The organism is Arthrobacter sp. A2-55 (assembly GCF_025548615.1).
GTDB classification, from domain to species: Bacteria; Actinomycetota; Actinomycetes; order Actinomycetales; family Micrococcaceae; genus Specibacter; species Specibacter silviterrae.
The window spans coordinates 24333-45175 of sequence record NZ_JAJLOZ010000033.1; the positions used below are offsets into that span (position 1 = coordinate 24333).

Below are 20843 nucleotides of genomic sequence, written 5' to 3' on the forward strand. Positions count from 1 at the left end.
AACACGTGAGCGAATCCACGCCCCTCACCATCCCTGCCAATCTTCGCCCGGCCGACGGCCGCTTCGGTGCCGGCCCGTCCAAAGTCCGTCCCGAGCAGGTGGCTGCTCTGTCCGCCGCCGGTGCCTCCCTGCTGGGGACCTCCCACCGCCAGGCTCCCGTGAAGAACCTCGTGGGCGAGGTCCGCAGCGGCCTCAAGGAATTCTTCGGGGCACCGGACGGCTACGAGGTCATCCTGGGCGTGGGCGGCTCCACCGCTTTCTGGGACGTGGCCTCCTTCGGCCTGGTTGAGAAGAAGGCCCAGCACCTCTCGTTTGGCGAGTTCGGTTCAAAGTTTGCCTCTGCCACCAACAAGGCACCCTTCCTGGATGCCTCCTCCATCATCACCTCCGCCCCGGGGACACGCCCCGAGCCGGCAGCCGAGGCCGGCGTGGATGTTTACGCCTGGCCCCAGAACGAGACGTCCACCGGCGTCGCCGCCCCCGTCAAGCGCGTTGCAGGGGCCGACGGCGGCGCTCTGGTCGTGGTCGACGCCACCTCGGCGGCTGGCGGGCTGGCCGTGGACATCACCGAGGCGGACGTGTACTACTTCGCGCCGCAGAAGAACTTTGCCTCCGACGGCGGCCTGTGGCTGGGCCTTTTCTCCCCGGCCGCGTTGGAACGTGCCGCCCGCATTGGCGCCACGGACCGTTGGGTGCCGGACTTCCTGAACCTGAACACGGCCATTGACAACTCCCTCAAGAACCAGACGTACAACACGCCCGCGCTGTCCACGCTCGTCACGCTAAACGAGCAGGTCAAGTGGCTCAACGGCAACGGCGGGCTCGACTTCGCCGCCAAGCGAACGGCGGACTCCGCAGGGCGCCTGTATTCCTGGGCCGAGGCCTCCAGCGTGGCCACCCCGTTTGTGGCCCGGGCCGAGGACCGCTCCAATGTCATCGTCACGATCGACTTCGATGACTCCGTCGACGCGGCCGCCGTTGCCAAGGTGCTGCGCGCCAACGGGATCGTGGACACCGAGCCCTACCGCAAGCTGGGCCGCAACCAGCTGCGCATCGCCACGTTCGTCGCGATCGATCCGGATGACATCACGGCACTGACCAAATGCATCGACTACGTGGTGGAAAACCTCTAGGCATCCCGCCGGGAGGCCGGAACGGATAATTGATCCCGATATATTAGGCTCAATTATCCGTTTCGGCCTCCTCAGCGCCGCGGAGGGTCAGGCCGGTTCTTCCCAGAACGCATCCAGCTGGGCCTGGTCGGAGTAATGTCCGCGGACGGCGTGAATGAGGCCGTCCTGCACGCGCATCAGCTGACAGCCGGTGATGTCCAGGATGCGCCCGCCAAAGTCCCCCGTGGCGTGTTGGATGGCCACCACGTATTTCTCACCCACGGCAACGTCGAGGAGCTCGGCCTTGAACGTGCCGCCGGAGAGTGGGCCAAGCTTCGCCAGGAACTCGTCCCGGATGGCCGCCCAGCCAATGTGGTCGCCCGAAATTGGGCTGCTGCCGGGCAGGTGCCACAACGCATCGGCAGCAAAACAACCCTGCGCCGCGGCCATGTCACGGTCGGCAACGGCAGTATAGAAACGGCGCACCACATCAACTGCTGCATCATCCATGCGCAAAGCATGGACCCGTGGCCGGGCCCCCGTCAACAGCCGCTTGGTTGCCGAGTCGACAGGGCCGGTCAGTTGCGCGAAAACTCGCCGTCAGAGTAGGAGTCGTCGTCGCCGCCGTCGGCGACGGCGTCGGCCTCGGTGGCCTCGTCATCGTCGTCGGTGCCCGCGTCACTGTCGTCGCCGTCGGCAACGTCCGCGGAGTCGCCGCCGTCCTCGGCAGCAGCCTCTCCCGCATCGCCGCCGTCGTCCTTGGCATCAGCCTGCTCCTCGCCGCCGTCAACTGGACCCTCCGCGGCAGCCAGGGCCGCAGCGTCCTCGGGCCGGACGCGCTCGGCCCACGGCACCCACGGCGGGGCCAGCACGGAGCCGTTGGTTGGCAACAGGCCCACCTCATTGACCGTGGCCTCCTTGGACCGCGAAACACGGGTGATCGTGGCAAACCACTCCCACCCCGTGTAGCCGGGTAAATTGCACTCAAAAAGGTGGGTGACGCAGCGGATCCCCTCGCTGCGGGCTCCCACATGGCGGCCAATGTCGCCGTCGGCGGCAATGTCCAGGATGGCCGTGCGCGCCGTGGCGACGGCTTCGGCCAAGAAGGAGTCCGGCTTGCCCACCCGCCAGAGCGGCACGCCGGGGCGCTGCGGGGCAGGGGCTGCCAGCTGGGGGGAATCGGTGGGAAGTTCGGTCATGGTGGGCACCGTTACGCGTCGAAGTTGTCGGCAACCTTGCGCAAGGCCGCCGCAATCTTGCTCGCGTCGCCTTCCGGGTATTTGCCGTTGGTCAAGGATCCTACGGAATGCTCCAGCAGCGACACCAGGTCCTGCACAATGGGGGCCAGGTCGCGGGCGGGCATGCGCTTGGCCTTGGCCACGGACGGGCCGCGGTCAATCACCTTGGCGGCCATGGCCTGGGCACCCTTGCGGCCGTCAGCCACGCCAAATTCCATTCGCGTGCCCGGCTTGATCTCGCCCGTCCCGGGGGCCAGGGCGTTGGCACGCAGGAACACCTCGCGGCCGTCGTCGGCCGTCAGGATGCCGAAGCCCTTGTCATTGTCGTACCACTTAACTTTGCCGATCGGCACTTGCTTTACCTCGTGTATTTCATCCGTGGGAATCACGCTTGACACCTGCGCGAGGTTTAATCGCAGTACCTGTGGGCTGTGAAATGTGCAGCTGGTACAAACAGGCACATGGCGTGCTGGTCTATTCCCTCTAGATTACCGCGTTGGGCAATGCCCGGCCGCTTTGTGCCGCACCTGTCCGCTGTTAGCGTTATGGACATGACCCCTTCACCAATTTCGCCCCGCCGCGAGCGCGCCTGGCAGGCCTTCAGCGCGGCAGCCATGGTGCTGGCCGTGGCGGGGCTGGCATCCCTGGCCTACGTGCTGCTGGGCAAATGGGCTGGCGGGACGCCCTGGCCCGGGTTCGACTGGATTGCCATGCTGGGCCTTCCCGCCGCGTTCTTCATGATGGGCGCCAGTGTGCTGCATGCCGTTTCCCGCCGCCGCAGGCTGTAGTTTCGCCGGGGCACTCGTGGGGGTAGCGTTGAGCTGATGTCCACCCTGCAGCTTTTGACTTCCCGGCTGGCCGCCGCGCCCGATGCGGAGCTGTTGTGGCTGTTGGCGCGCCGTCCGGACTTGATGGACCCGCCCGTGGCCGACTTTTCCGCCCTGGCCGCCCGGGCCTCCAGCCGGCTGGGCGTGGCCCGTGCCCTGGACCGGCTGAACCTGCCCCAGCTGCAGCTGCTGACAGCCTTGTTTGTGGTGGCCGATCCCCTGCAGGGGGCCACTGCGGGGCAACTGGCGGCCGCCGTGGCCGGTGCCACCGAAGAACAGCTGGCACCCTGGCTGGCGGAACTGTGCGCGCTGGCGCTGGTGGTGCCGGTCCAGTCCCCTGTGGTTCAGTCCCCGCCGGTTCCGTCCCGAACAACGGACGACGCCGGTCCCGCCCATTTCCTGCCAGTCGCCTCCCTGCGCGAAGTGTTGGGCGCGCACCCCGCCGGGCTGGGCCGCAGCTACGCGGAACTGGCCGCCTCCGTCCCCGGCTGCCGAGAGCGACTCGCCATGGCCGCCGGCCGTACCGCTGCAGCCCACGGAGACCCGCCGGATCCAGCAACCTGGGATCCCGCAGCCGCCTTGCACGACGCCGTGACGGCCTGTCCGTCCCCCGCTGCCCTGTTGGCCGGAGCGCCCGAGGGAACGGCGGAACTGCTGGCCCAGTTCCGCCACGTCCCCATGGGATCGGTGGCCCACGCATTTCGGGATGCGGAGGCCCGGCAGGAGGGGTCCAGGCAAACAGGGTCCCGGCAGGCAGGGTCCACGCAGGAGGAGGCCCGGCTGGCTGGGTCCACGCGGCAGGCCGGGTCCCGGCAGGAAGGATCCCGGCAAACTGGCGGCATTCAGGGCCACCCGGCGGCCGAAGCCATCGACTGGCTGACGGCCCGGGGACTGCTGGTCCCGCTTGATGGCGGACATGTGGAGCTGCCTGCCGAGGTGGGGCTGCTGCTGCGCAACGGACAGGTGATTCCGGGCTTTGCCCCAACTCCCCCGGCGCTGGAGGTGCCGGAAATCCGCCTGTCGGTGCGCGACAACGCGGCCATGGGGTCGGTGGCCGCCGTGCTGCGGACCATGAATTCACTGCTCGAATCCGTAGCCGGCAATCCCCTGGCGACGCTGCGTGCCGGGGGTGTTGGCGTGCGCGCCGTGCGACAGCTTGCCAGGGACCTGGGCATTGATGTGGCACAGTCGTACTTCTACCTTGAACTGGCGGCCCTGGCGAAACTCATCAAGCTCAACCCGGACACCTCCCAGTGGCATGCGGTGGCGGACGGCTGGCTGGCCCGCGACAGGGCGGCCCAGTGGGTGTGGCTGGCGGCCGCGTGGCTCGACTCGGATCGGATGCCGTCACTGGTGGGGACCAGCCAGCCCGTGGTCAACGTCCTTTCCGGGGAAGCCTTCCGGTCCGACGCCCCCATGCTCCGCGGCTCCACCTTGCAGGTTTTGGAAACTTTGTGCACGGCAGCCGGCACGGCGGCTGAGGATGCAGCCGGGCCACCCGCGGACGGCGCCGGGCCGGCCCCGGCGGGCACCTCCCCGACAAGCCGGGCAAACGTGCCCTCACCCCGCGGGGACCAGGTGCTGGCCCACTTCGGCTGGCACCACCCGCGCCCGGCCCGCAGGGTCGCCAAGGCGCTGGCGGGGTTCCTGTCCGAAGCGGAGCTGCTGGGGCTCAGCGGTGCGGGCGCACTGACGGACCATGGCAGGGCCATTGTGCACCGGGACTGGGACGGCGCCCTCGCCCTGGTCGCCGCGGCTCTGCCCGAACCCGTGGAGCACCTGCTGCTCCAGGGCGATCTCACGGCAGTGGCCCCCGGATTCCTGGCCCCGGACCTCGCTGCGGAACTGGCCCTGCTGGCCGATCCGGAGGGCCGGGGCGCGGCAGGCGTCTACCGCTTCAGTGCCGCGTCCATCCAGCGGGCGTTCTCTGCCGGCCGCACGGCGGAAGGCATCCTCTCCTTCCTCGCGCAGCATTCAGCCACCCCCGTGCCGCAGCCCCTCGAGTACCTGCTCAGGGATGCCCAGTCCCGGCACGGCCGGTTCACCGTTGGCCAGGCCGGGACGTTCCTCACGGCTGCGGACGCCGCCGCCCTGGCCGAGCTGTTGGCCGGGGGTGCCGCGGCCGCCCTGGAATTGACGGCAATTTCCCCCACCGCGGCTGTCAGCCCGCGCAGCCCGGCGGAGGTGGTTTCCGCCCTGCGGGAAGCAGGGCACTCCCCCGGCATTGCGCCCGGCACACCCCTTGCCGCTGGCTCGGACGACGGCGGCACCCGGCGGGGCACCACGTCCGGCGCCCCGCGCAGCCGGGACAGGGCGGCGCAGTCCGGGCCCGAAATGCTGGCCCCACACGAGGTGGCCCGGCTCCTGGCCGAGGAAGCCGACGAAACTTTTGAAGGCGGCGCCGGACCGGATGCAGACAGCGGCGCCGCCACTGCCGCCGTCGTTCTTGCCAGTGCGGCCGAAGCCGCTGCCGCAGCGCAACTGGGACTGCTGCGCAGCCGGCCGGCCTGGACGCCCGGCACGGGGGAATCGGCACCTGCCCTGGCCCTGGAACAGCTGCACGCGGCAGTCCGGGGCAAGCAGGCAGTCTGGCTGACCGCCGTCGGAAGTGACGGACACCCGGAGCGGCGGCAGCTTTTCCCGGTGTCGGTGGCGGGCGGACGGGTGCGGGTGTTCGATCCGGGCAGCGGCAGGGAACGGGCCATCGGCATCCACCGCGTGATGGGTGTGGAAATTATTGCGAAACGGAAAGGGGCGCCATGACGGACGGGCCGCTGATCGTCCAAAGCGACAAGACCATCCTGCTGGAGGTGGACCACCCCCAGGCCACCGAGGCACGGCACGCCATTGCCGCGTTTGCCGAGCTGGAACGGGCGCCGGAACACATGCACACCTACCGCATCACGCCGCTGGGGCTGTGGAATGCGCGGGCTGCCGGGCTGGACGCCGAGCAGGTGCTTGACACGCTGCTGACGTATTCCCGTTTTCCCGTGCCGCATCCGCTCCTGGTGGACATCGAGGACGTCATGTCCCGGTACGGGCGGCTGCGCCTGGAAAAAGACCCCGTCCACGGGCTGGTCATGCGCACCACCGACTTTCCCGTGCTCGAGGAAGTCATGCATGCCAAGAAGGTGGGGCCGCTGCTGGGGCCGCGGATTGACGCCTCCACCGTGGTGGTGCATTCCTCGCAGCGCGGCGCCCTGAAGCAGCTGCTGCTGAAGGCGGGCTGGCCCGCGGAGGATCTGGCCGGCTACGTGGACGGCACGCCGCACCCGATTGAGCTGACGGCAGGGGATGCCGACGCCGTGGCGCCGAAGGACGGCGCCTGGTCGCTGCGCCCGTACCAAAACCTGGCGGTGGAGAATTTTTGGGCCGGCGGCTCCGGCGTGGTGGTGCTGCCCTGCGGGGCCGGGAAAACCATTGTGGGCGCGGCAGCCATGGCGGTCTCCGGCACCACCACCCTGATTTTGGTCACGAACACCGTCTCGGCCCGGCAGTGGAAGGCCGAACTGCTCAAGCGCACTTCCCTGACGGAGGCGGAAATTGGCGAATATTCCGGCGCCGCCAAGGAGGTCCGGCCCGTCACGATTGCCACGTACCAGGTTCTGACCATGCGCCGCGGCGGCCTCCACCCGCACCTGGAACTGCTCAATGACAACGACTGGGGCCTGATCATCTACGACGAGGTCCACCTGCTTCCGGCCCCCATTTTCCGCATGACGGCGGATCTCCAGGCGCGCCGCCGCCTGGGCCTGACCGCCACCCTGGTGCGCGAGGACGGCCGCGAAGGAGAGGTGTTTTCGCTGATTGGGCCCAAGAGGTACGACGCCCCGTGGAAGGACATCGAGTCGCAGGGCTACATTGCCCCGGCGGACTGCGTGGAAGTGCGGATTGACCTGCCGAGGGACGAGCGGATGGCCTATGCCATGGCCGACGACTCCGACAAGTACCGGCTGTGCGCCTCCAGCGAGAGCAAGTCCGACGTCGTTGAAAAGCTGGTGGCCCAACACGCCGGGGAACAAATCCTGGTGATCGGCCAGTACATTGACCAGCTGGATGAGATTGCCGGGCGGCTGGATGCCCCGCTGATCAAGGGCAGCACCACAGTGAAGGAACGCGAACGGCTGTTTGGGGAATTCCGGCAGGGGCTGCTGAAAACGCTGGTGGTCTCCAAGGTGGCCAACTTTTCCATCGACCTGCCCGAGGCATCCGTGGCCATCCAGGTCTCCGGCTCCTTTGGCTCCCGCCAGGAGGAGGCCCAGCGGCTGGGCCGGCTCATGCGCCCCAAGGCGGACGGCCGCACCGCGCGCTTTTACGCCCTCGTGGCCCGCGACACGATCGACGCGGATTTCGCTGCGAAGCGCCAGCGCTTCCTGGCCGAGCAGGGCTACGCCTACCGCATCATCGACGCCCCCTAGCCGACCCTCGGTTCCAAACGGGGCACTTTTCCCCGACCCTCGGTTCCAACCGGGGCACTTTTCCCCGACCCTCGGTTCCAACCGGGGCACTAAGCCCCGACCCTCGGTTCCAACCGAGGCACTAATCCCCGACGCTCGGTTGCAACCGGGGCACTAAGCCCCGACCCTCCCGCATGCCGCTGAGGGAGCGTTCGCGAAAACACCCCCAATTGCGAGCGAGCGTCTTGAAAAAACGCCCCGATCGCAACCGAGCGTCCGGGAGTGGTGCGGAGTAGGATCGCTTCACACAGGTCCGTTCCAGCTGGAGGCGTCATGGATTATGAAGATTCCGTTGCCGCACACTATGGGAGCGGCGGCGTCCTGGAGCGGATGCTGGCCGTGGTGCGCAATGCCGGGGGCAATCCTGAACACTTTGCGCCGGCGGACCTCCGCGGCGCGGACCAGCTCCACATTGGCGGCCCGGCCGCCACGTCCAGGGTGGCCACAAGGGCCGGAATCAGGGCGGGCGCCCGCGTGTTGGACATCGGCTCCGGGCTGGGTGGGGTGGCACGGCACCTGGCCGGCGACTTCGGCGCCACAGTGCACGGGGTGGACCTTACGCCGGAATTTGTGGCCGCCGCGCAGAACCTGTCCGAGCGAACCGGGCTGGCCGGACAGCTGGAATTCACCCAGGCCAGCGCCCTTGCCCTCCCCCTGGCGGACGCTTCATTTGACGCTGCCGTGCTGGTCCACGTGGGCATGAACATCCGCGACAAGGACCGGCTGTTTGCCGAGGCAGCCCGCGTCCTGCGGCCCGGCGGCGTCCTTGCCGTCTACGACATCATGGTCACGGGCGGGGACATCGAGGCCTACCCGATGCCCTGGGCCCCCACCGCGGAGACGTCCTTTGTCCAGCCCCCGCTCGCCTATTCGGATGCGCTGGCCCAGGCTGGATTCGACGTCGGCCATGAAGCCAAGCCGCTGCCCGAGGGGATCGCCTTCCTGGAGCACGCGCTTGACGCCGGAGGTCCCGTGGGGCTGGCCGGGTCCGCCCTGGCAAACTTGCTGACTGCCTTCCGCGCGGGCATTTTGGCACCCGTTGAAATCTATGCCCACCGCCCCTGAAGTCCCTCACCGGGGCACGTCAGAACAAGATGCGCAGCGCGGCCAGCCGTTCCACCTGGCGGGGGTCGCCCGCCACGCAGGCCAGACCTGAGTCAGGAGTCCGCCCGGAGAGTCCCCTGACAAATTCAAGCCCGACGCCGGCCGCCCGGGTTTGCAGGCCGGCCCCACCCAGGTGCCAACTTCCGGAAATCTCCCCGGTGAGTTCCAATTCCAGGCCGGGTCCGGAGGCCGGCTCAATTCCGCCGGCTGCAGCCGGCCCGGAAGCCCATTCCACCGCAACGTCGCGCATGATCTGCTCCACCACCAATTGGTCCGCGCCAGCGGTTCCGCGGGGCACCCCTGTGGCGCGGGCCAGGTCAATGGCGTGCATCCAGGCGTCGCGCAGGTAGATGACGTTGTACAGGTAGCCCAGCCGCAACGGCGAGTGGCCGGGCGCCATGGACTTGTCCACCGGAATCCCTGCCAGCACCCTGGGAAACGTGCGGACCCGGTGGGAGACCTTGGCAAAGTTGGCCTCGTAGGCCTGCACCAGCGCAGCCGGGGACAATTCCGCGTGGGCGTCGATTTGCGCCTGGTTTGCGGCATCCAGGGGTGAAAGTGATGGGTGCCTCTTGTGCCCCTGCCTGCGGTGCCGCAAGGTGGCGCGAACGCCCATCACATCCTCCTGCGCCCCGAGCAGGTGGGCCGCCATGTCGCGGACCGTCCATCCGGTGCAGTCCGTGCCGGCACCCCAGCTGGCAGCGGGCAGGGCGCGCAGCTGGCCGGTCACGGCCTTCATGACGGTGAGGTAGCCTGCAGCGGCGGATTCGCTGCCGGCAGCCGGGATTGACGTTGCGGAAATGGTCATGGCGCTCATGGTTCCTTCTTAGGGTGCGTAGTGTTCGAGCCACAGCTCGACCGCGGGCTCGGCCAGGCGCGCGTAGCGCCCGGACCCCCCTCCCGCGGGCTCGTTGGCCAGTTGTTGTGAGACGACTCCCGCCACCACCGTGGTGAACAGCAGTACGGCTTCCTCGGTGGCTGCGGACGCCCGCAGTTCCCGGCGTGCGACGGCGAGCACGATCTGTTCCTGCAACCGGGCGACCATCTCCTGGCTGGGCGCGAAGGCCCGCGGCGACGGTTCAAACCCCGGCACCGGCCGCCAGTTGATCAGCTGCGCGACGATTGGATTCCCCACCGACCACGCCACAAACGCCTGCGCCCCCGCGCGAAGGGCCGCGAGGGGCTGGTCCGGGTGCCTGCCGCCGGCCTCGCCGACGGCGTCGCGGAGTCCGGCGGCAGCCCTTTCAAAGAGTGCGTCGTAGACGGCATTTTTGGAGGGAAAGTATTCGTAGAGCGACGGCGGGCGCATGCCCACGCTGCGGGCCACGGCCGACAGGGACATGCCCGCCACGCCGTCCCGGGCCATCAGCTCCACTGCCGCGGCCAGGATTTCACCCATGGTGGCGTCCCGGCGGGCTTTGCGCCGGTCCAGCACCGGGCGGTGTTCCTGTTCTGGCTCCATGCCCTTATCATCTACCTAATGGCATTAGGAAATCAATAGGCCATTAGGAAATATCCCGGCCCCTGACTCAACCCCTGCCCAACCGCCGCCGGCCCGCGCGGGCCGCGTCCGCCGTCGAACTTCCCGGGGCAGGGACAAGTTTTCACCCGCCCCACTAGCCGCTGGGAGCTGCCTGAGCGTAAGCTGACAGAACTTACCCAAGGAATAGCCAGCTTATTCCCAGCCAATGGTCGGAGACTTAGATGGTGAAGAAGACCGGACCTGAAGCAAAGCTGCTCGTTGTGGACGACGAGCCCAATATTCGCGAACTGCTCTCCACTTCCCTCCGGTTTGCCGGTTTCGAAGTGGTGGCCGCCGCCAATGGCCGCGAAGCCCTGGCCGCCGCTGAAGAGTACAACCCTGACCTGGCCGTGCTGGATGTCATGCTCCCGGACATGGACGGGTTTACTGTCACGCGGCGCCTCCGCGCGGCCGGAAGGCACTTTCCCGTCCTGTTCCTGACGGCACGTGACGACACCGAGGACAAGGTCACGGGCCTGACCGTGGGCGGGGACGACTACGTGACGAAGCCGTTCAGCCTGGACGAGGTGGTGGCCCGCATCCGTGCCGTGCTGCGCCGCACCCAACCCATGGAGGACGACGACGCCGTGCTGCGCGTTGCCGACCTGGAGCTCGACGACGACGCCCACGAGGTCCGCCGCGCCGGCCAGACCGTGGAGCTCTCCCCGACCGAGTTCAAGCTGCTGCGCTACCTGATGCTCAACCCCAACAGGGTGCTTTCGAAGGCGCAAATTCTTGACCACGTGTGGGAGTACGACTTCAACGGCGACGCCTCCATTGTGGAGTCGTACATCTCCTACCTTCGCCGCAAGGTGGACACGGATGCCTCGCTGCCTGCCCTCATCCAGACCAAGCGCGGCGTGGGTTATGTGCTGCGAACGGCCGACAAGCGCTAACACGCCTTGATCAAGTTGTGGAAGAACGCATCCCTGCGTTCGCAGCTGGTGGCAATCATCAGCGCGCTGTTGACGCTGTCGCTGCTGGCGCTGGCCGCCTCAACGTTCCTGCTGCTCCACTCCTTTCTGGAAGAACAGATGGATGCCCAGCTGTCCACCTTCCAAAAGTCCATTGTGAACATTGGCACGGTGGATTCGACCAGCGCCGGACGTTCAGTGTTTGGCTTCGACTATTACGTGGGTTTCCGGTACTCGGACTCGGTGCTGGCGTCCCAAAACCGCTCCGGGCAGGACAAACCGGTATACCCGGCCTACTCGATGAAGCAGGCAGCTGCCCTGAACGGGAAGATGTTCACCGTCCCCAGCACCGACGGCGGGGCGCCGTGGCGGATCACGATCATCGCCCCGCAGGCTTTCTCCTACGGACCGCCCAATTTGGTGGGAAGCCCGCCTGAATACCTTGGCTACGTGGTGGTCGGGCTGCCCTATGAAGGCCTCAACATCACCCTGGAACGCCTGGCCGTGGTCATCGCCGGCGTGGCCATTCTGGCCGTCACCCTGGGCACCATGATCGCGTACTGGACGGTCACCCGCTCCTTTCAGCCGCTGGGCAGGGTTGAAAAGACGGCCGCCGCGATTGCTGCCGGAGACCTGACCCGGCGCGTGGACATTGAAAACCCCGCCACCGAGGTGGGGCGCCTCTCCGGATCGCTGAACACCATGCTGGCGCACATTGAGCAGGCCTTTGCCGCCAGGACTGCGTCGGAGAAACGGATGCGCCGCTTCGTGGCGGACGCTTCCCACGAGCTTCGCACCCCCCTGGTCACCATCCGGGGATTCTCCGAGCTGTACCGCCACGGCGCGCTGCAAACCCCGGACGACGTCGGCACGGCCATGGGGCGCATTGAAAGCGAGGCCAAGCGCATGGGCGAACTTGTTGAGGACCTGCTCATGCTGGCCCGCATTGACGAGCAGCGCCCCCTCCAGCTGCGTCCCGTGGACCTGCTGCTCATCGGCCACGACGCGGTTCTGGACGCCCGGGCATCCGCCAGGGACCGGACGTTCTCCGTGGTGGGGCTCGACGGCGGCCGCGGGGCCCCGGCCCCCACGCTGGGAGACGAGGCCAAGTTGCGGCAGGTGGTGGCCAACCTCATGGGCAACGCCCTGCGCTACACCCCGGCCGGCTCTCCCGTGGAAATTGTGGTTGGCACGCGGCAGGAGGTTGGGCAAAAGATGTCTGTCATCAAGATCCGCGACCACGGCCCCGGCATCTCCGAGGACGATTCGCCGCGCATCTTTGAACGCTTCTACCGCGCCGACACCTCCCGCGACCGCAACACGGGCGGCAGCGGGCTGGGGCTGGCGATCGTCTCGGCCATTGTGGCCTCGCACGGGGGCACGGTCCGCCTGGAGCAGACCGCTGGAGGCGGCGCCACCATGGCCATTGAGCTGCCATTCACGGACGACGGCGCCGATGCCCCCTCCACAGACGGCAGCAACGACTAACCCATCCACAGATTGCGGCGGCGGCTCCGTCTGTCGGCTACGGGGACCCTATGGTGGAGGCATCCAACAAACATTCCCGCACGGGACACTGCAGTTAAGGAACCCCCGCCATGGCACAGTTCAACGTCAACTCCGACGACCTCGCGATCAAGAGTACGGCCGTCAAGGGTTCAGTGGAGCGCATCCGCATGGAAGTGGACGCCATGAAGCGCAACCTGCTGGACCTGGAAGGCACCTGGACGGGGTCGGCCGCCACCAACTTCCAGGCCCTGCTGCAGGAATGGCATGCCACCCAGGTCAAGGTGGAAGCTTCCCTGGAGAGCATCAATTCGGCCCTGTCGATGGCAGCCACCCAATACGCACAGGCCGAGGACGCCAACGCCAGGATGTTCAGCGCACGTTGATGCGTGTCTGATTCGGGAGCAGCCAGGCGGCTATGCTTCGCGGGTCCCTTGGTGGAAGCGCAGCTGCCACCGGCCGTTGTCCCGGCGCCAGAGGGAACTGCGCAGCGAAGTGCCGTGCAGCCCGACGCACCTGTAGGTCAGCAGGGCCGTATCGGTGTCCACGCTGTCAAGCGTCAGGACGTCAAGCGTGGCCGGGCTGCCGTCCTCTTCGGCGAGGGAGACAATCAGGTCCTCGCGGGACCAGGAACGGCCGGAAGCGCCGAACTCCACAAAGTCGCGGTGCAGCAGGCGGCCCACCCTCGTGGGGTCGGCGCGCACCTCGGGGTCCATGAGCTCGCGTTCCAGCTCCACCAGGATGCCCAGGCCGCCATCCGGGGACGGGGCAAAGGCGGGGTCCGGCTCATCGTCGAGGCTGGAGAATAAATCGAGCTGCGCCACGGCCTCCGCCGGCCCCGCTGCGGGTGCTGCTGCGGCGGTTACAGGGGGAACGTCAGCCTGCACTAAAGCGGGTGCCGGCGCCTGTGGCCCGCCGCTTGCCGCGCCGGGAAAGCCCGGGCCTTCGTCGGGGGCGCGCCTGCCCTGGTACGCCGTGGCCGCATCCCGGGCACGGTCGTCGGCAGCCTCGTTGAGGTCGTGGCCCGCGTGGCCCTTGACCCATTCGAACGTGAAATTGCGGCCCACAATGGCGGCGTCAATCTGCTTGAGCAGGTCCACGTTGAGCACCGGCTTGCCGTCGGACTTCCGCCACCCCTTGCGCTTCCAGCCCGGCATCCACTTGGTCACGCAGTTGATGACGTACTGGCTGTCGCACAGGATGTGCAGCGGCTCCTGCGGGACATGGGCGGTGGAGAGGAAAAGGTCCAGCACTGCCATGAGCTCTCCCATGTTGTTGGTGCCGTGCGGCCAGCCCCCTGCACGCCAGCAGTCGTCGTTCACGTACCAGGCCCAGCCCGCGGGGCCAGGATTTCCCAATGCCGAACCGTCGGCTGCCGCAACAATAGTCATATGTCCATACTTTCAGATGCCACCGATACTTAAACGCCAGGGCGCACCTTCCGAAGTGGAAAGTGCGCCCTGGTGCTGGCAGCTGAGGGCTAGAAGCCGCCCATGCCGCCCATGTCGTCTCCGCCGCCGGCAGCCGGTGCAGCCTTTTCGGGCTTGTCGGCCACTACGGCTTCGGTGGTCAGGAACAGCCCGGCGATGGACGCCGCGTTCTGCAGTGCGGAACGGGTCACCTTTACCGGGTCGTTGACGCCGGCAGCCAGCAGGTCCTCGTACACGCCGGTGGCGGCATTGAGGCCGTGGCCCACGGGCAGGCCGCGAACCTTGTCGACAACCACGCCGGGCTCGAAGCCGGCGTTGAAGGCGATCTGCTTCAGCGGGGCGTCGATGGCAACCTTGACGATGTTGGCACCAGTGGCCTCGTCGCCTTCCAGGTTCAGGCTGTCGAAGGCCTTCACGCCGGCCTGGATCAGGGCAACGCCACCGCCGGGGACGATACCTTCTTCAACGGCAGCCTTCGCGTTGCGGACTGCGTCCTCAATGCGGTGCTTGCGTTCCTTGAGCTCAACTTCGGTTGCCGCGCCGGCCTTGATGACTGCAACGCCGCCGGCCAGCTTGGCCAGGCGCTCCTGCAGCTTCTCGCGGTCGTAGTCGGAATCGGAGTTCTCGATCTCGGCACGGATCTGCGCCACGCGCCCTGCGATGGCGTCGGCTTCGCCGGCACCTTCAACAATGGTGGTCTCGTCCTTGGTGACAACAACCTTGCGGGCCTTGCCCAGCAGGTCAAGGGTGGTGTTCTCCAGCTTGAGGCCGACTTCCTCGGAGATGACCTGGCCACCGGTGAGGATGGCGATGTCAGCGAGCTGTGCCTTGCGGCGGTCGCCAAAGCCGGGGGCCTTGACAGCAACGGACTTGAACAGGCCGCGGATCTTGTTCACGATCAGCGTGGCCAGGGCCTCGCCCTCAACGTCTTCGGCGATGATCAGCAGCGGCTTGTTGGACGCCATGACCTTTTCCAGGACCGCAACCAGGTCCTTGACGTTGGAGATCTTGGAATTGACGATCAGGATGTACGGGTCTTCGAGGACCGTTTCCTGGCGCTCGGTGTCCGTGACGAAGTAAGCGGAAATGTAGCCCTTGTCGAAGCGCATGCCTTCGGTGAGTTCCAGTTCCAGGCCGAAGGTGTTGGACTCCTCGACAGTGATGACGCCTTCCTTGCCAACCTTGTCGAGGGCTTCGGCAATGAGTGCGCCAATTTCGGTGTCGCCGGCGGAGATGGAGGCCGTGGCCGCGATCTCTTCCTTCGTCTCAATCTCCTTGGCGGAGATCAGCAGCTGCTCGATGACGGCTGCAACAGCCTTCTCGATGCCGCGCTTGAGCGAGAGCGGGTCTGCTCCGGCCGCAACGTTGCGCAGGCCTTCCTTGACCAGTGCCTGGGCCAGCACGGTTGCCGTCGTCGTGCCGTCACCGGCGATGTCGTCGGTCTTCTTGGCAACTTCCTTGACCAGCTCGGCGCCGATCTTCTCGTAGGGGTCGTCCAGCTCGATCTCCTTGGCGATGGAAACGCCGTCGTTGGTGATCGTGGGGGCGCCCCACTTCTTTTCGAGAACGACGTTGCGGCCGCGCGGGCCCAAGGTGACCTTGACGGCGTCGGCGAGGATGTTCAGGCCCCGCTCAAGGCCGCGGCGTGCCTCTTCATCGAATGCAATGATCTTGGCCATTTAGGCTTCAGTCCTTTCGGGACAGTCATTTTGGACTCTTGTTCCCCACAGTGGTGCCCGCGACGGACGGACCCGGCACCGGCGATCTATTTCACCCCGGCAGCGGAATCCTCACCACATGAGGAAAGTTATTACCTCCGACGGCGGCTGCCTGGCTAGGAACTAGCAGTCACCACCACAGAGTGCTAAGTCAATAATTAGCACTCGACACCCTAGAGTGCAAGCGCGGATTGTCCCGATGTGCTGACGGCGAACGGAATGCTGCGCCATTTCTGCCACGAACGGCCGCCGCCATCTTGCAAATACTTCCCCGGGCCAACACAACCGGCTAGCGTGGGGCGTGCAGCATCGCATTCCGCACCTGTGACATACGAACTCAATGCACCCGTTCACCAACATCAACGGCACCACTGAAGGAGTCACCATGAGTGAGAACCAAAACCCCGATTTGCCTGCAGAACCAGAGCCCGCGCCGGCTCCCCCATTTCCCGCCCCCGAAGCTCCGGCAGCTTATGCCGATGCACCGCCACCTCCGGTCTACCAGGAACAGCCGTACCAGCAGCCCATGGACCAGGCACCCCCTGCCTACCAGGCCCAGCCGTACCAGCAGCAGGGCTACCCGCAGCAGCCCGGCTTCCAGCAGCCCGGCTATGAGCAAAAGTCAAAGATCGTGGCCGGCATACTGGGCATCCTGTTGGGCAGCCTCGGCATCCACCGCTTTTACCTTGGCTACACGAAGATCGGCATCATCCAGATCGTCGTGACATTTGTGACCATCGGATTCGGCGGCATCTGGGGCTTTATCGAAGGCATCATGATCCTTGTCGGCGCAGATCCCTTCAAGCGCGACGCAAACGGTGTACCGCTGAAGGATTGAATTCACGGGCGCAATCGCATGACGACAGCGCAGATATGGCGGGCGAACCATCAGTTCGCCCGCCATATCTGTGCTGTCGGCGGTAAAAGGTGAACGCGGGGTGCCGCGCAGTGAGGCCGAACCCCGCCGAACCAGGGGCAAGCCATGAGAACGGTGGGTCCCCGGGCAGATTTCTAAACTGCGGGGCGAACCCGCGAACGCACCGACAAGATACCCCGGCACCGCGGAGTGGCCCCGTTATCGGCGAGCAGAGCCCAGCTTGCGGCGGTTTGGCCCCGTTATCGGCGAGCAGGGCTTGGCTTGCGGCTGCTTTCCCCCGCCGTCGCCACATGCCAACTACGCGAAGGGGCTTCGTCTTCCCCACGTGGCCGCAAGCGCAACGTGGCCGCAAGCGAAGGGCGGGGACCCGGCGTCGTGCACTCAGCCTGGACGGAACGCTCGGGACTCCCGGCGCCAAACCCGTCCTGAATCCAGCGTACAAATCGGCGGACCCCAACCCGGCCCAGTTGCGGGCTACTGGGCGCCGGGGCCCAGGATTACAGCCAGGGGCGTCCCGATTTCGGCGCTGTCCAGCAGGGTGGGGATGTTCAGGAGCTTGCCCAATTCCTCGGCGTTCGCCTTCTGGGCCACGCCGTTGTAGACAATGGACGACGCCCCCTGCGGCCGGCCCGCCCAGTTGGCCGCCTGCGACACGGTCCAGCCGTCCGTCATGACTATTCCGGAATACTTGGCCGCCAGCCCGCCGATGCCCGTGGCGTTGTAGATCGCAACGGGGGTGGCCTTGTTCAGGACCGAGTCGGGCGTTGGCGTGGGGGTCGGTGTCGGCGTTTCCGCGGCAGCCGTGGTGTGGGGGGCGGCGCTGGAGGGCAGCGGGCTGGGCGTGGTGGCCTTGGCGGAGGTCGACGACACGGCCGCGGGAGGATTGGTCACGGCGTGGTTGCCGCTCAGCTTGGGCACAATCAGGAACGCCAGCAGGCCAATGCACAGGGCTGCCACACCGAAGGTCATGAGCGGCATCAGGCTCCGGGGCGGCGCCTCAAGGGAGGCACGGTGGACGCCATGACGGGCCGAGTTCTCCAGGACACGGTCAAATTCATCCCGCGGGTAATTGCTCATAGTGCAGTGCTGTCCTTGTGGGTGAGGCAGTAAGGGCGTGCGTCAGTTGCCCAGCCGGCGCGCGGTCCGGGCCTTTTGTCGCGACGTACGTAGTCTACGCAACCGCTTGACCAGCATGGGGTCATGGGCCAGGGCGGCCTCCGTGTCGATCAGCGCATTGAGGATTTGGTAGTAGTGTGTCGCGGACAGGTCGAACAAGTCGCGGATGGCCTGCTCCTTGGCCCCGGCGTACTTCCACCACTGCCGTTCCAGTGCCAGCATTTGCGTGTCCCGCTCGGTCAGCCCGTGCTCCCGGCCCGCATCCGGCACCATGTTTCCGCCGTGTGCAGGTGGCAGGGGTTCAGCTGCTTGCGTCACAACACGCTCTCTTTCCTGTCCACACGGCCGCGCCCGGCAGGCACCGCTCCTTCTACCATGATAATGGCGAATCACACGAGTGTCATTTGGGAGGTTGTGGACAGGCAGGCAGCGGGCCGCGCCTGTGGAGGGATGAAGCCTGCACGGCAGGGGGCGAGAATGGAACCATGGATTCCCTGCCTGCACTGTTCGAACTGCCCGAACCCGCTTCCCCCGCCGGTTGGGACGGCGCCCAGCTGCAGGCCCTGGAAACCCTGGCGTCCCATCCCATGGCGCTCATGGCCCCGGACTGGGCGGAGGCCCTTGCGCCCCAGGAGGACACGCTGCGCGGCCTCGGCACCATGCTGCGCCGGGAGTACGACGCCGGTGCCTCCTTCCTGCCGCCGCCCACCGGTGTGCTGCGTGCTTTGGGAGCACCCCTTTCAGGGGTCAAGGTGCTGATAGTTGGCCAGGACCCGTACCCCACGCCGGGCCACTCCGTGGGCCTGGCCTTTGCCGTGGACAAGGCCACGCGCCCCCTGCCGCGCAGCCTGAACAACATTTACAAGGAGCTCCAGGCGGATCTGGGCATCCCGCCGGCCGCCCATGGCGACCTGAGCGCCTGGGCCGGGCAGGGCGTCCTCCTGCTGAACCGGGTGCTCACGGTGGCGCCGGGAGCGGCGGGTTCGCACCGCCGTCGTGGGTGGGAAAAGGTCACCGAGGCCGTGATCCGGACGCTGGCGGCCCGGGACCGGCCCCTGGTCAGCGTGCTGTGGGGCCGCGACGCGCAAAAACTGGCGCCGCTGCTGGGCGGCACGGCCATCATTGAATCGGCACACCCCAGCCCGTTGTCGGCGTCCAGGGGCTTCTTCGGCTCGCGCCCGTTCAGCCGCATCAACGATTCACTGCGCGCGCAGGGCGCCTCCCCCATCGACTGGGCGCTGCCGGCGGCCTGAGCGGCGGCTGATATTCTTAGGCCCATCTCACGCGGCCGCGCGGCGGCACCAACCCCCAGGAGTATTTTGTGAATCCCGCTGGCACCAGCCCGGAACCGTTTGTTGCCCCCGCCGTCAAGCCCCGCACGCAGGTGTCCCTGGCCGTGGTCCGCACCGAACGGCTCAGCCCCCACATGGTGCGCGTGGTGGCCGGCGGGCCCGGGCTGGCGGCGTTTGTGCCCAAGGATGCCACGGACATGTACGTCAAGATCCACTTCTTGCAGCCGGGCGTGGAATACGCGGAGCCGGTGGACGTGTTTGCCCTGCGTGAGTTCATGCCGCGCGAGCAGTGGCCGGCCACGCGCACGTACACCGTCCGCTGGGTGGACCTGGCAGCGCAGGAAATCGCCATTGACTTTGTGGTCCACGGCGACTCCGGGCTGGCCGGGCCGTGGGCCGCGGCAGCAGCCCCCGGGGACAGGATCATCTTTTCCGGGCCCGGCGGCGCCTACCGGCCCAATCCGGATGCCGACTGGTACCTTTTCGCCGGGGATGAGGCCGCCCTGCCGGCCATCGCGGCCGCCCTCGAGGCCCTGCCCGCCGGGGCCTCCGGGCTGGCCTACCTTGAGGTGGACACCGCGGCGGACATCCAGCCAATTGACGCGCCCGACGGCGTCGACGTCACCTGGCTGTTCCGCGAAGGCGCCACCCCGGGCCGGTGCACGGCACTGGTCGACGCCGTGGCCTCGGGGACATGGCCGGCCGGGCGCGTGGATGCCTTCATCCACGGCGAACGGGAGTACATGAAGCAGCTGCGTGACGTCCTGTTCAAGCAGCGCGGACTGGACCGCTCCCAGGTCTCCCTGTCCGGCTACTGGGCCTACGGGCGCACGGAGGACTACTTCCAGGCCGAAAAGAAGCAGCCCATCGGCCAGATCCTCTAACTACCGCCGGCGGTTGCGGCGCCAGCGGTTCTACCGCCGGCGGTTGCGGCGCCTGTCCTTCTGGCCGTTGGAGCGGGTCAGCGGGCGGGCCATGTTGTCGCCCAGGACCACGCCGGCCGCGACGGCCAGGATCACCACCAGGGCGTTGAAGATGCCGACGGCGCCCGTCACGGAGTCGTTGGGCGTGAGGGTCATGACAAACATGGCCCGGAAAATGGAAAGCCCCACCAGCAGGAAAATGATGGACGGAACGGCCACCACCAGCTGCGGGGCGCCCAGGCGGAGGGCGATGACCCGGGCCAGGATGCCCACCACAATGGCTGCCAGCGCGGGCGCAAACCGTGCGCCGAGGCCAAATTCCATGCCGTAGTAGTAGGCCAGGTAGCCCGCCAGCGCCACCGCCGTGGTGGGCAGCAGCAGCCGCACCGAGGTTTGCTCGGCAATGCAGATCGCCACGGTGGACAGCGCCACCAGCAGCAACACCACGTACAGCGGCAGGGTGGCCGCGATGGGCTCGGCCACGTTGAGCCTGTCCGTGCCGAAGAGCGCCCCGATGACAAGTGCGACGGCGATGCCGGAAACTATGGCCCCAAAGGTCAAAAAAGCGGAGAGGAAGCGCCCGGCGGCCGTGACGGGGAAGCCGTTGATGGCGTCCTGCACGGCGGAGACCAGCCGCCCCGAGGGCAGCATGAGCAGGATCCCGCCGGCCACCACCACGGAGGGGCTCAGCGGGACGTGGAACATGAAGCACAGCACGGCCACCACGGTGACAATGAAGGAGCTGATCGCGGTGACGAAGAAGTCCGGCACCCGCCATTTGCCCAGCACGCGGGCCACCTGGCCGGC

The 20843-nt window shown here is 67.2% G+C and carries 21 protein-coding genes; 11 read left to right on the top strand and 10 right to left on the bottom strand.

The genetic code is table 11. The features are described 5' to 3' along the window. The first annotated feature begins 5 nt into the window (after positions 1–5). Positions 6–1133: a phosphoserine transaminase gene (gene serC / locus LPN03_RS10835; protein ID WP_262454249.1), complete on the top strand. Its 1128-nt coding sequence runs from the start codon at positions 6–8 to the stop codon at positions 1131–1133. 87 nt (positions 1134–1220) lie between these two features. Here serC and LPN03_RS10840 read toward each other — a convergent pair whose 3' ends face one another. From LPN03_RS10840 to LPN03_RS10850, 3 genes are all read right to left on the bottom strand, one after another. Further along, the gene (locus tag LPN03_RS10840) at positions 1221–1622 is read right to left on the bottom strand and encodes a nuclear transport factor 2 family protein (RefSeq protein WP_165182286.1); all 402 of its coding nucleotides are present in this window, start codon (positions 1620–1622) and stop codon (positions 1221–1223) included. Between the two features lie 68 nt (positions 1623–1690). After that, a complete protein-coding gene (locus tag LPN03_RS10845) occupies positions 1691–2311 on the bottom strand; it encodes a DUF3027 domain-containing protein (protein WP_165182285.1) in 621 nt (206 codons plus the stop codon). Positions 2312–2322: 11 nt separating this feature from the next. Next, a complete protein-coding gene (locus LPN03_RS10850; RefSeq protein ID WP_165182284.1) occupies positions 2323–2703 on the bottom strand; it encodes a cold-shock protein in 381 nt (126 codons plus the stop codon). Positions 2704–2901: 198 nt separating this feature from the next. Here LPN03_RS10850 and LPN03_RS10855 point away from each other — a divergent pair, with 198 nt between their 5' ends. The 4 genes from LPN03_RS10855 (at position 2902) to LPN03_RS10870 (ending at position 8699) form a co-directional block, all read left to right on the top strand. Next, on the top strand, positions 2902–3138 hold the full coding sequence (locus LPN03_RS10855; protein WP_165182283.1) for a hypothetical protein: 237 nt from the start codon (positions 2902–2904) through the stop codon (positions 3136–3138). A gap of 36 nt (positions 3139–3174) precedes the next feature. After that, the gene (locus tag LPN03_RS10860; protein WP_262454250.1) at positions 3175–5940 is read left to right on the top strand and encodes a helicase-associated domain-containing protein; all 2766 of its coding nucleotides are present in this window, start codon (positions 3175–3177) and stop codon (positions 5938–5940) included. Beyond that, a complete protein-coding gene (locus LPN03_RS10865; RefSeq protein WP_262454251.1) occupies positions 5937–7595 on the top strand; it encodes a DNA repair helicase XPB in 1659 nt (552 codons plus the stop codon). Before LPN03_RS10860 ends, LPN03_RS10865 begins: the two co-directional genes overlap by 4 nt. Before the next feature lie 312 nt (positions 7596–7907). Continuing rightward, positions 7908–8699, top strand: coding sequence for a class I SAM-dependent methyltransferase (locus LPN03_RS10870; RefSeq protein ID WP_262454252.1), 792 nt, complete (start codon positions 7908–7910; stop codon positions 8697–8699). A gap of 19 nt (positions 8700–8718) precedes the next feature. On the opposite strand, the gene LPN03_RS10875 is transcribed toward LPN03_RS10870, so the two are convergent. Together LPN03_RS10875 and LPN03_RS10880 are read right to left on the bottom strand one after the other, a co-directional pair. Next, the gene (locus LPN03_RS10875) at positions 8719–9555 is read right to left on the bottom strand and encodes a maleylpyruvate isomerase family mycothiol-dependent enzyme (RefSeq protein ID WP_165182279.1); all 837 of its coding nucleotides are present in this window, start codon (positions 9553–9555) and stop codon (positions 8719–8721) included. Between the two features lie 9 nt (positions 9556–9564). Further along, positions 9565–10200 carry a TetR/AcrR family transcriptional regulator gene (locus LPN03_RS10880; RefSeq protein WP_165182278.1) on the bottom strand — a complete coding sequence of 212 codons (636 nt, stop codon included), beginning with the start codon at positions 10198–10200 and terminating at the stop codon, positions 9565–9567. Positions 10201–10445: 245 nt separating this feature from the next. Here LPN03_RS10880 and LPN03_RS10885 point away from each other — a divergent pair, with 245 nt between their 5' ends. The 3 genes from LPN03_RS10885 (at position 10446) to LPN03_RS10895 (ending at position 13066) form a co-directional block, all read left to right on the top strand. Further along, positions 10446–11156 carry a response regulator transcription factor gene (locus tag LPN03_RS10885; RefSeq protein ID WP_165182306.1) on the top strand — a complete coding sequence of 237 codons (711 nt, stop codon included), beginning with the start codon at positions 10446–10448 and terminating at the stop codon, positions 11154–11156. Between the two features lie 6 nt (positions 11157–11162). Continuing rightward, the gene (locus LPN03_RS10890) at positions 11163–12662 is read left to right on the top strand and encodes a sensor histidine kinase (RefSeq protein WP_165182277.1); all 1500 of its coding nucleotides are present in this window, start codon (positions 11163–11165) and stop codon (positions 12660–12662) included. Positions 12663–12772: 110 nt separating this feature from the next. Further along, a complete protein-coding gene (locus LPN03_RS10895; protein ID WP_165182276.1) occupies positions 12773–13066 on the top strand; it encodes a WXG100 family type VII secretion target in 294 nt (97 codons plus the stop codon). A gap of 30 nt (positions 13067–13096) precedes the next feature. On the opposite strand, the gene LPN03_RS10900 is transcribed toward LPN03_RS10895, so the two are convergent. After that, positions 13097–14071 carry a ribonuclease HI family protein gene (locus LPN03_RS10900; protein ID WP_165182275.1) on the bottom strand — a complete coding sequence of 325 codons (975 nt, stop codon included), beginning with the start codon at positions 14069–14071 and terminating at the stop codon, positions 13097–13099. An 89-nt stretch (positions 14072–14160) separates the two neighbouring features. After that, a complete protein-coding gene (gene groL, locus LPN03_RS10905) occupies positions 14161–15789 on the bottom strand; it encodes a chaperonin GroEL (protein WP_165182274.1) in 1629 nt (542 codons plus the stop codon). Positions 15790–16213: 424 nt separating this feature from the next. On the opposite strand from groL, the gene LPN03_RS10910 reads away from it, so the two are divergent. After that, the gene (locus LPN03_RS10910; RefSeq protein WP_240901986.1) at positions 16214–16666 is read left to right on the top strand and encodes a TM2 domain-containing protein; all 453 of its coding nucleotides are present in this window, start codon (positions 16214–16216) and stop codon (positions 16664–16666) included. A gap of 513 nt (positions 16667–17179) precedes the next feature. On the opposite strand, the gene LPN03_RS10915 is transcribed toward LPN03_RS10910, so the two are convergent. Both LPN03_RS10915 and LPN03_RS10920 read right to left on the bottom strand, forming a co-directional pair. Continuing rightward, on the bottom strand, positions 17180–17782 hold the full coding sequence (locus LPN03_RS10915) for a LytR C-terminal domain-containing protein (RefSeq protein WP_165182273.1): 603 nt from the start codon (positions 17780–17782) through the stop codon (positions 17180–17182). Positions 17783–17824: 42 nt separating this feature from the next. Beyond that, positions 17825–18094 (bottom strand): DUF3263 domain-containing protein, encoded by a 270-nt coding sequence (locus LPN03_RS10920; protein WP_165182304.1) that lies wholly within the window; start codon positions 18092–18094, stop codon positions 17825–17827. 314 nt (positions 18095–18408) lie between these two features. Between LPN03_RS10920 and LPN03_RS10925 the strand changes: the two genes are divergently transcribed. Both LPN03_RS10925 and LPN03_RS10930 read left to right on the top strand, forming a co-directional pair. Further along, a complete protein-coding gene (locus tag LPN03_RS10925) occupies positions 18409–19074 on the top strand; it encodes a uracil-DNA glycosylase (RefSeq protein ID WP_240902003.1) in 666 nt (221 codons plus the stop codon). 68 nt (positions 19075–19142) lie between these two features. Further along, entirely contained in the window at positions 19143–19997 is an 855-nt protein-coding gene (locus LPN03_RS10930) for a siderophore-interacting protein (RefSeq protein WP_262454253.1), read from the top strand. Positions 19998–20027: 30 nt separating this feature from the next. Here the strand turns inward: LPN03_RS10930 and LPN03_RS10935 are convergent. Beyond that, a partial coding sequence (locus LPN03_RS10935) for a threonine/serine exporter family protein (RefSeq protein ID WP_262454254.1) occupies positions 20028–20843 on the bottom strand: 816 nt, incomplete at its 5' end.

Excerpts from the sequence above, each read along its gene's own strand:
- LPN03_RS10840 (WP_165182286.1), bottom strand. The coding sequence starts at position 1,622 with ATGGATGATGCAGCAGTTGATGTGGTGCGCCGTTTCTATACTGCCGTT.
- LPN03_RS10845 (WP_165182285.1), bottom strand. The coding sequence starts at position 2,311 with ATGACCGAACTTCCCACCGATTCCCCCCAGCTGGCAGCCCCTGCCCCG.
- LPN03_RS10855 (WP_165182283.1), top strand. The coding sequence starts at position 2,902 with ATGACCCCTTCACCAATTTCGCCCCGCCGCGAGCGCGCCTGGCAGGCC.
- LPN03_RS10860 (WP_262454250.1), top strand. The coding sequence starts at position 3,175 with ATGTCCACCCTGCAGCTTTTGACTTCCCGGCTGGCCGCCGCGCCCGAT.
- LPN03_RS10865 (WP_262454251.1), top strand. The coding sequence starts at position 5,937 with ATGACGGACGGGCCGCTGATCGTCCAAAGCGACAAGACCATCCTGCTG.
- LPN03_RS10870 (WP_262454252.1), top strand. The coding sequence starts at position 7,908 with ATGGATTATGAAGATTCCGTTGCCGCACACTATGGGAGCGGCGGCGTC.
- LPN03_RS10875 (WP_165182279.1), bottom strand. The coding sequence starts at position 9,555 with ATGAGCGCCATGACCATTTCCGCAACGTCAATCCCGGCTGCCGGCAGC.
- LPN03_RS10880 (WP_165182278.1), bottom strand. The coding sequence starts at position 10,200 with ATGGAGCCAGAACAGGAACACCGCCCGGTGCTGGACCGGCGCAAAGCC.
- LPN03_RS10895 (WP_165182276.1), top strand. The coding sequence starts at position 12,773 with ATGGCACAGTTCAACGTCAACTCCGACGACCTCGCGATCAAGAGTACG.
- LPN03_RS10900 (WP_165182275.1), bottom strand. The coding sequence starts at position 14,071 with ATGACTATTGTTGCGGCAGCCGACGGTTCGGCATTGGGAAATCCTGGC.
- groL (WP_165182274.1), bottom strand. The coding sequence starts at position 15,789 with ATGGCCAAGATCATTGCATTCGATGAAGAGGCACGCCGCGGCCTTGAG.
- LPN03_RS10910 (WP_240901986.1), top strand. The coding sequence starts at position 16,214 with ATGAGTGAGAACCAAAACCCCGATTTGCCTGCAGAACCAGAGCCCGCG.
- LPN03_RS10915 (WP_165182273.1), bottom strand. The coding sequence starts at position 17,782 with ATGAGCAATTACCCGCGGGATGAATTTGACCGTGTCCTGGAGAACTCG.
- LPN03_RS10920 (WP_165182304.1), bottom strand. The coding sequence starts at position 18,094 with ATGGTGCCGGATGCGGGCCGGGAGCACGGGCTGACCGAGCGGGACACG.
- LPN03_RS10925 (WP_240902003.1), top strand. The coding sequence starts at position 18,409 with ATGGCGCTCATGGCCCCGGACTGGGCGGAGGCCCTTGCGCCCCAGGAG.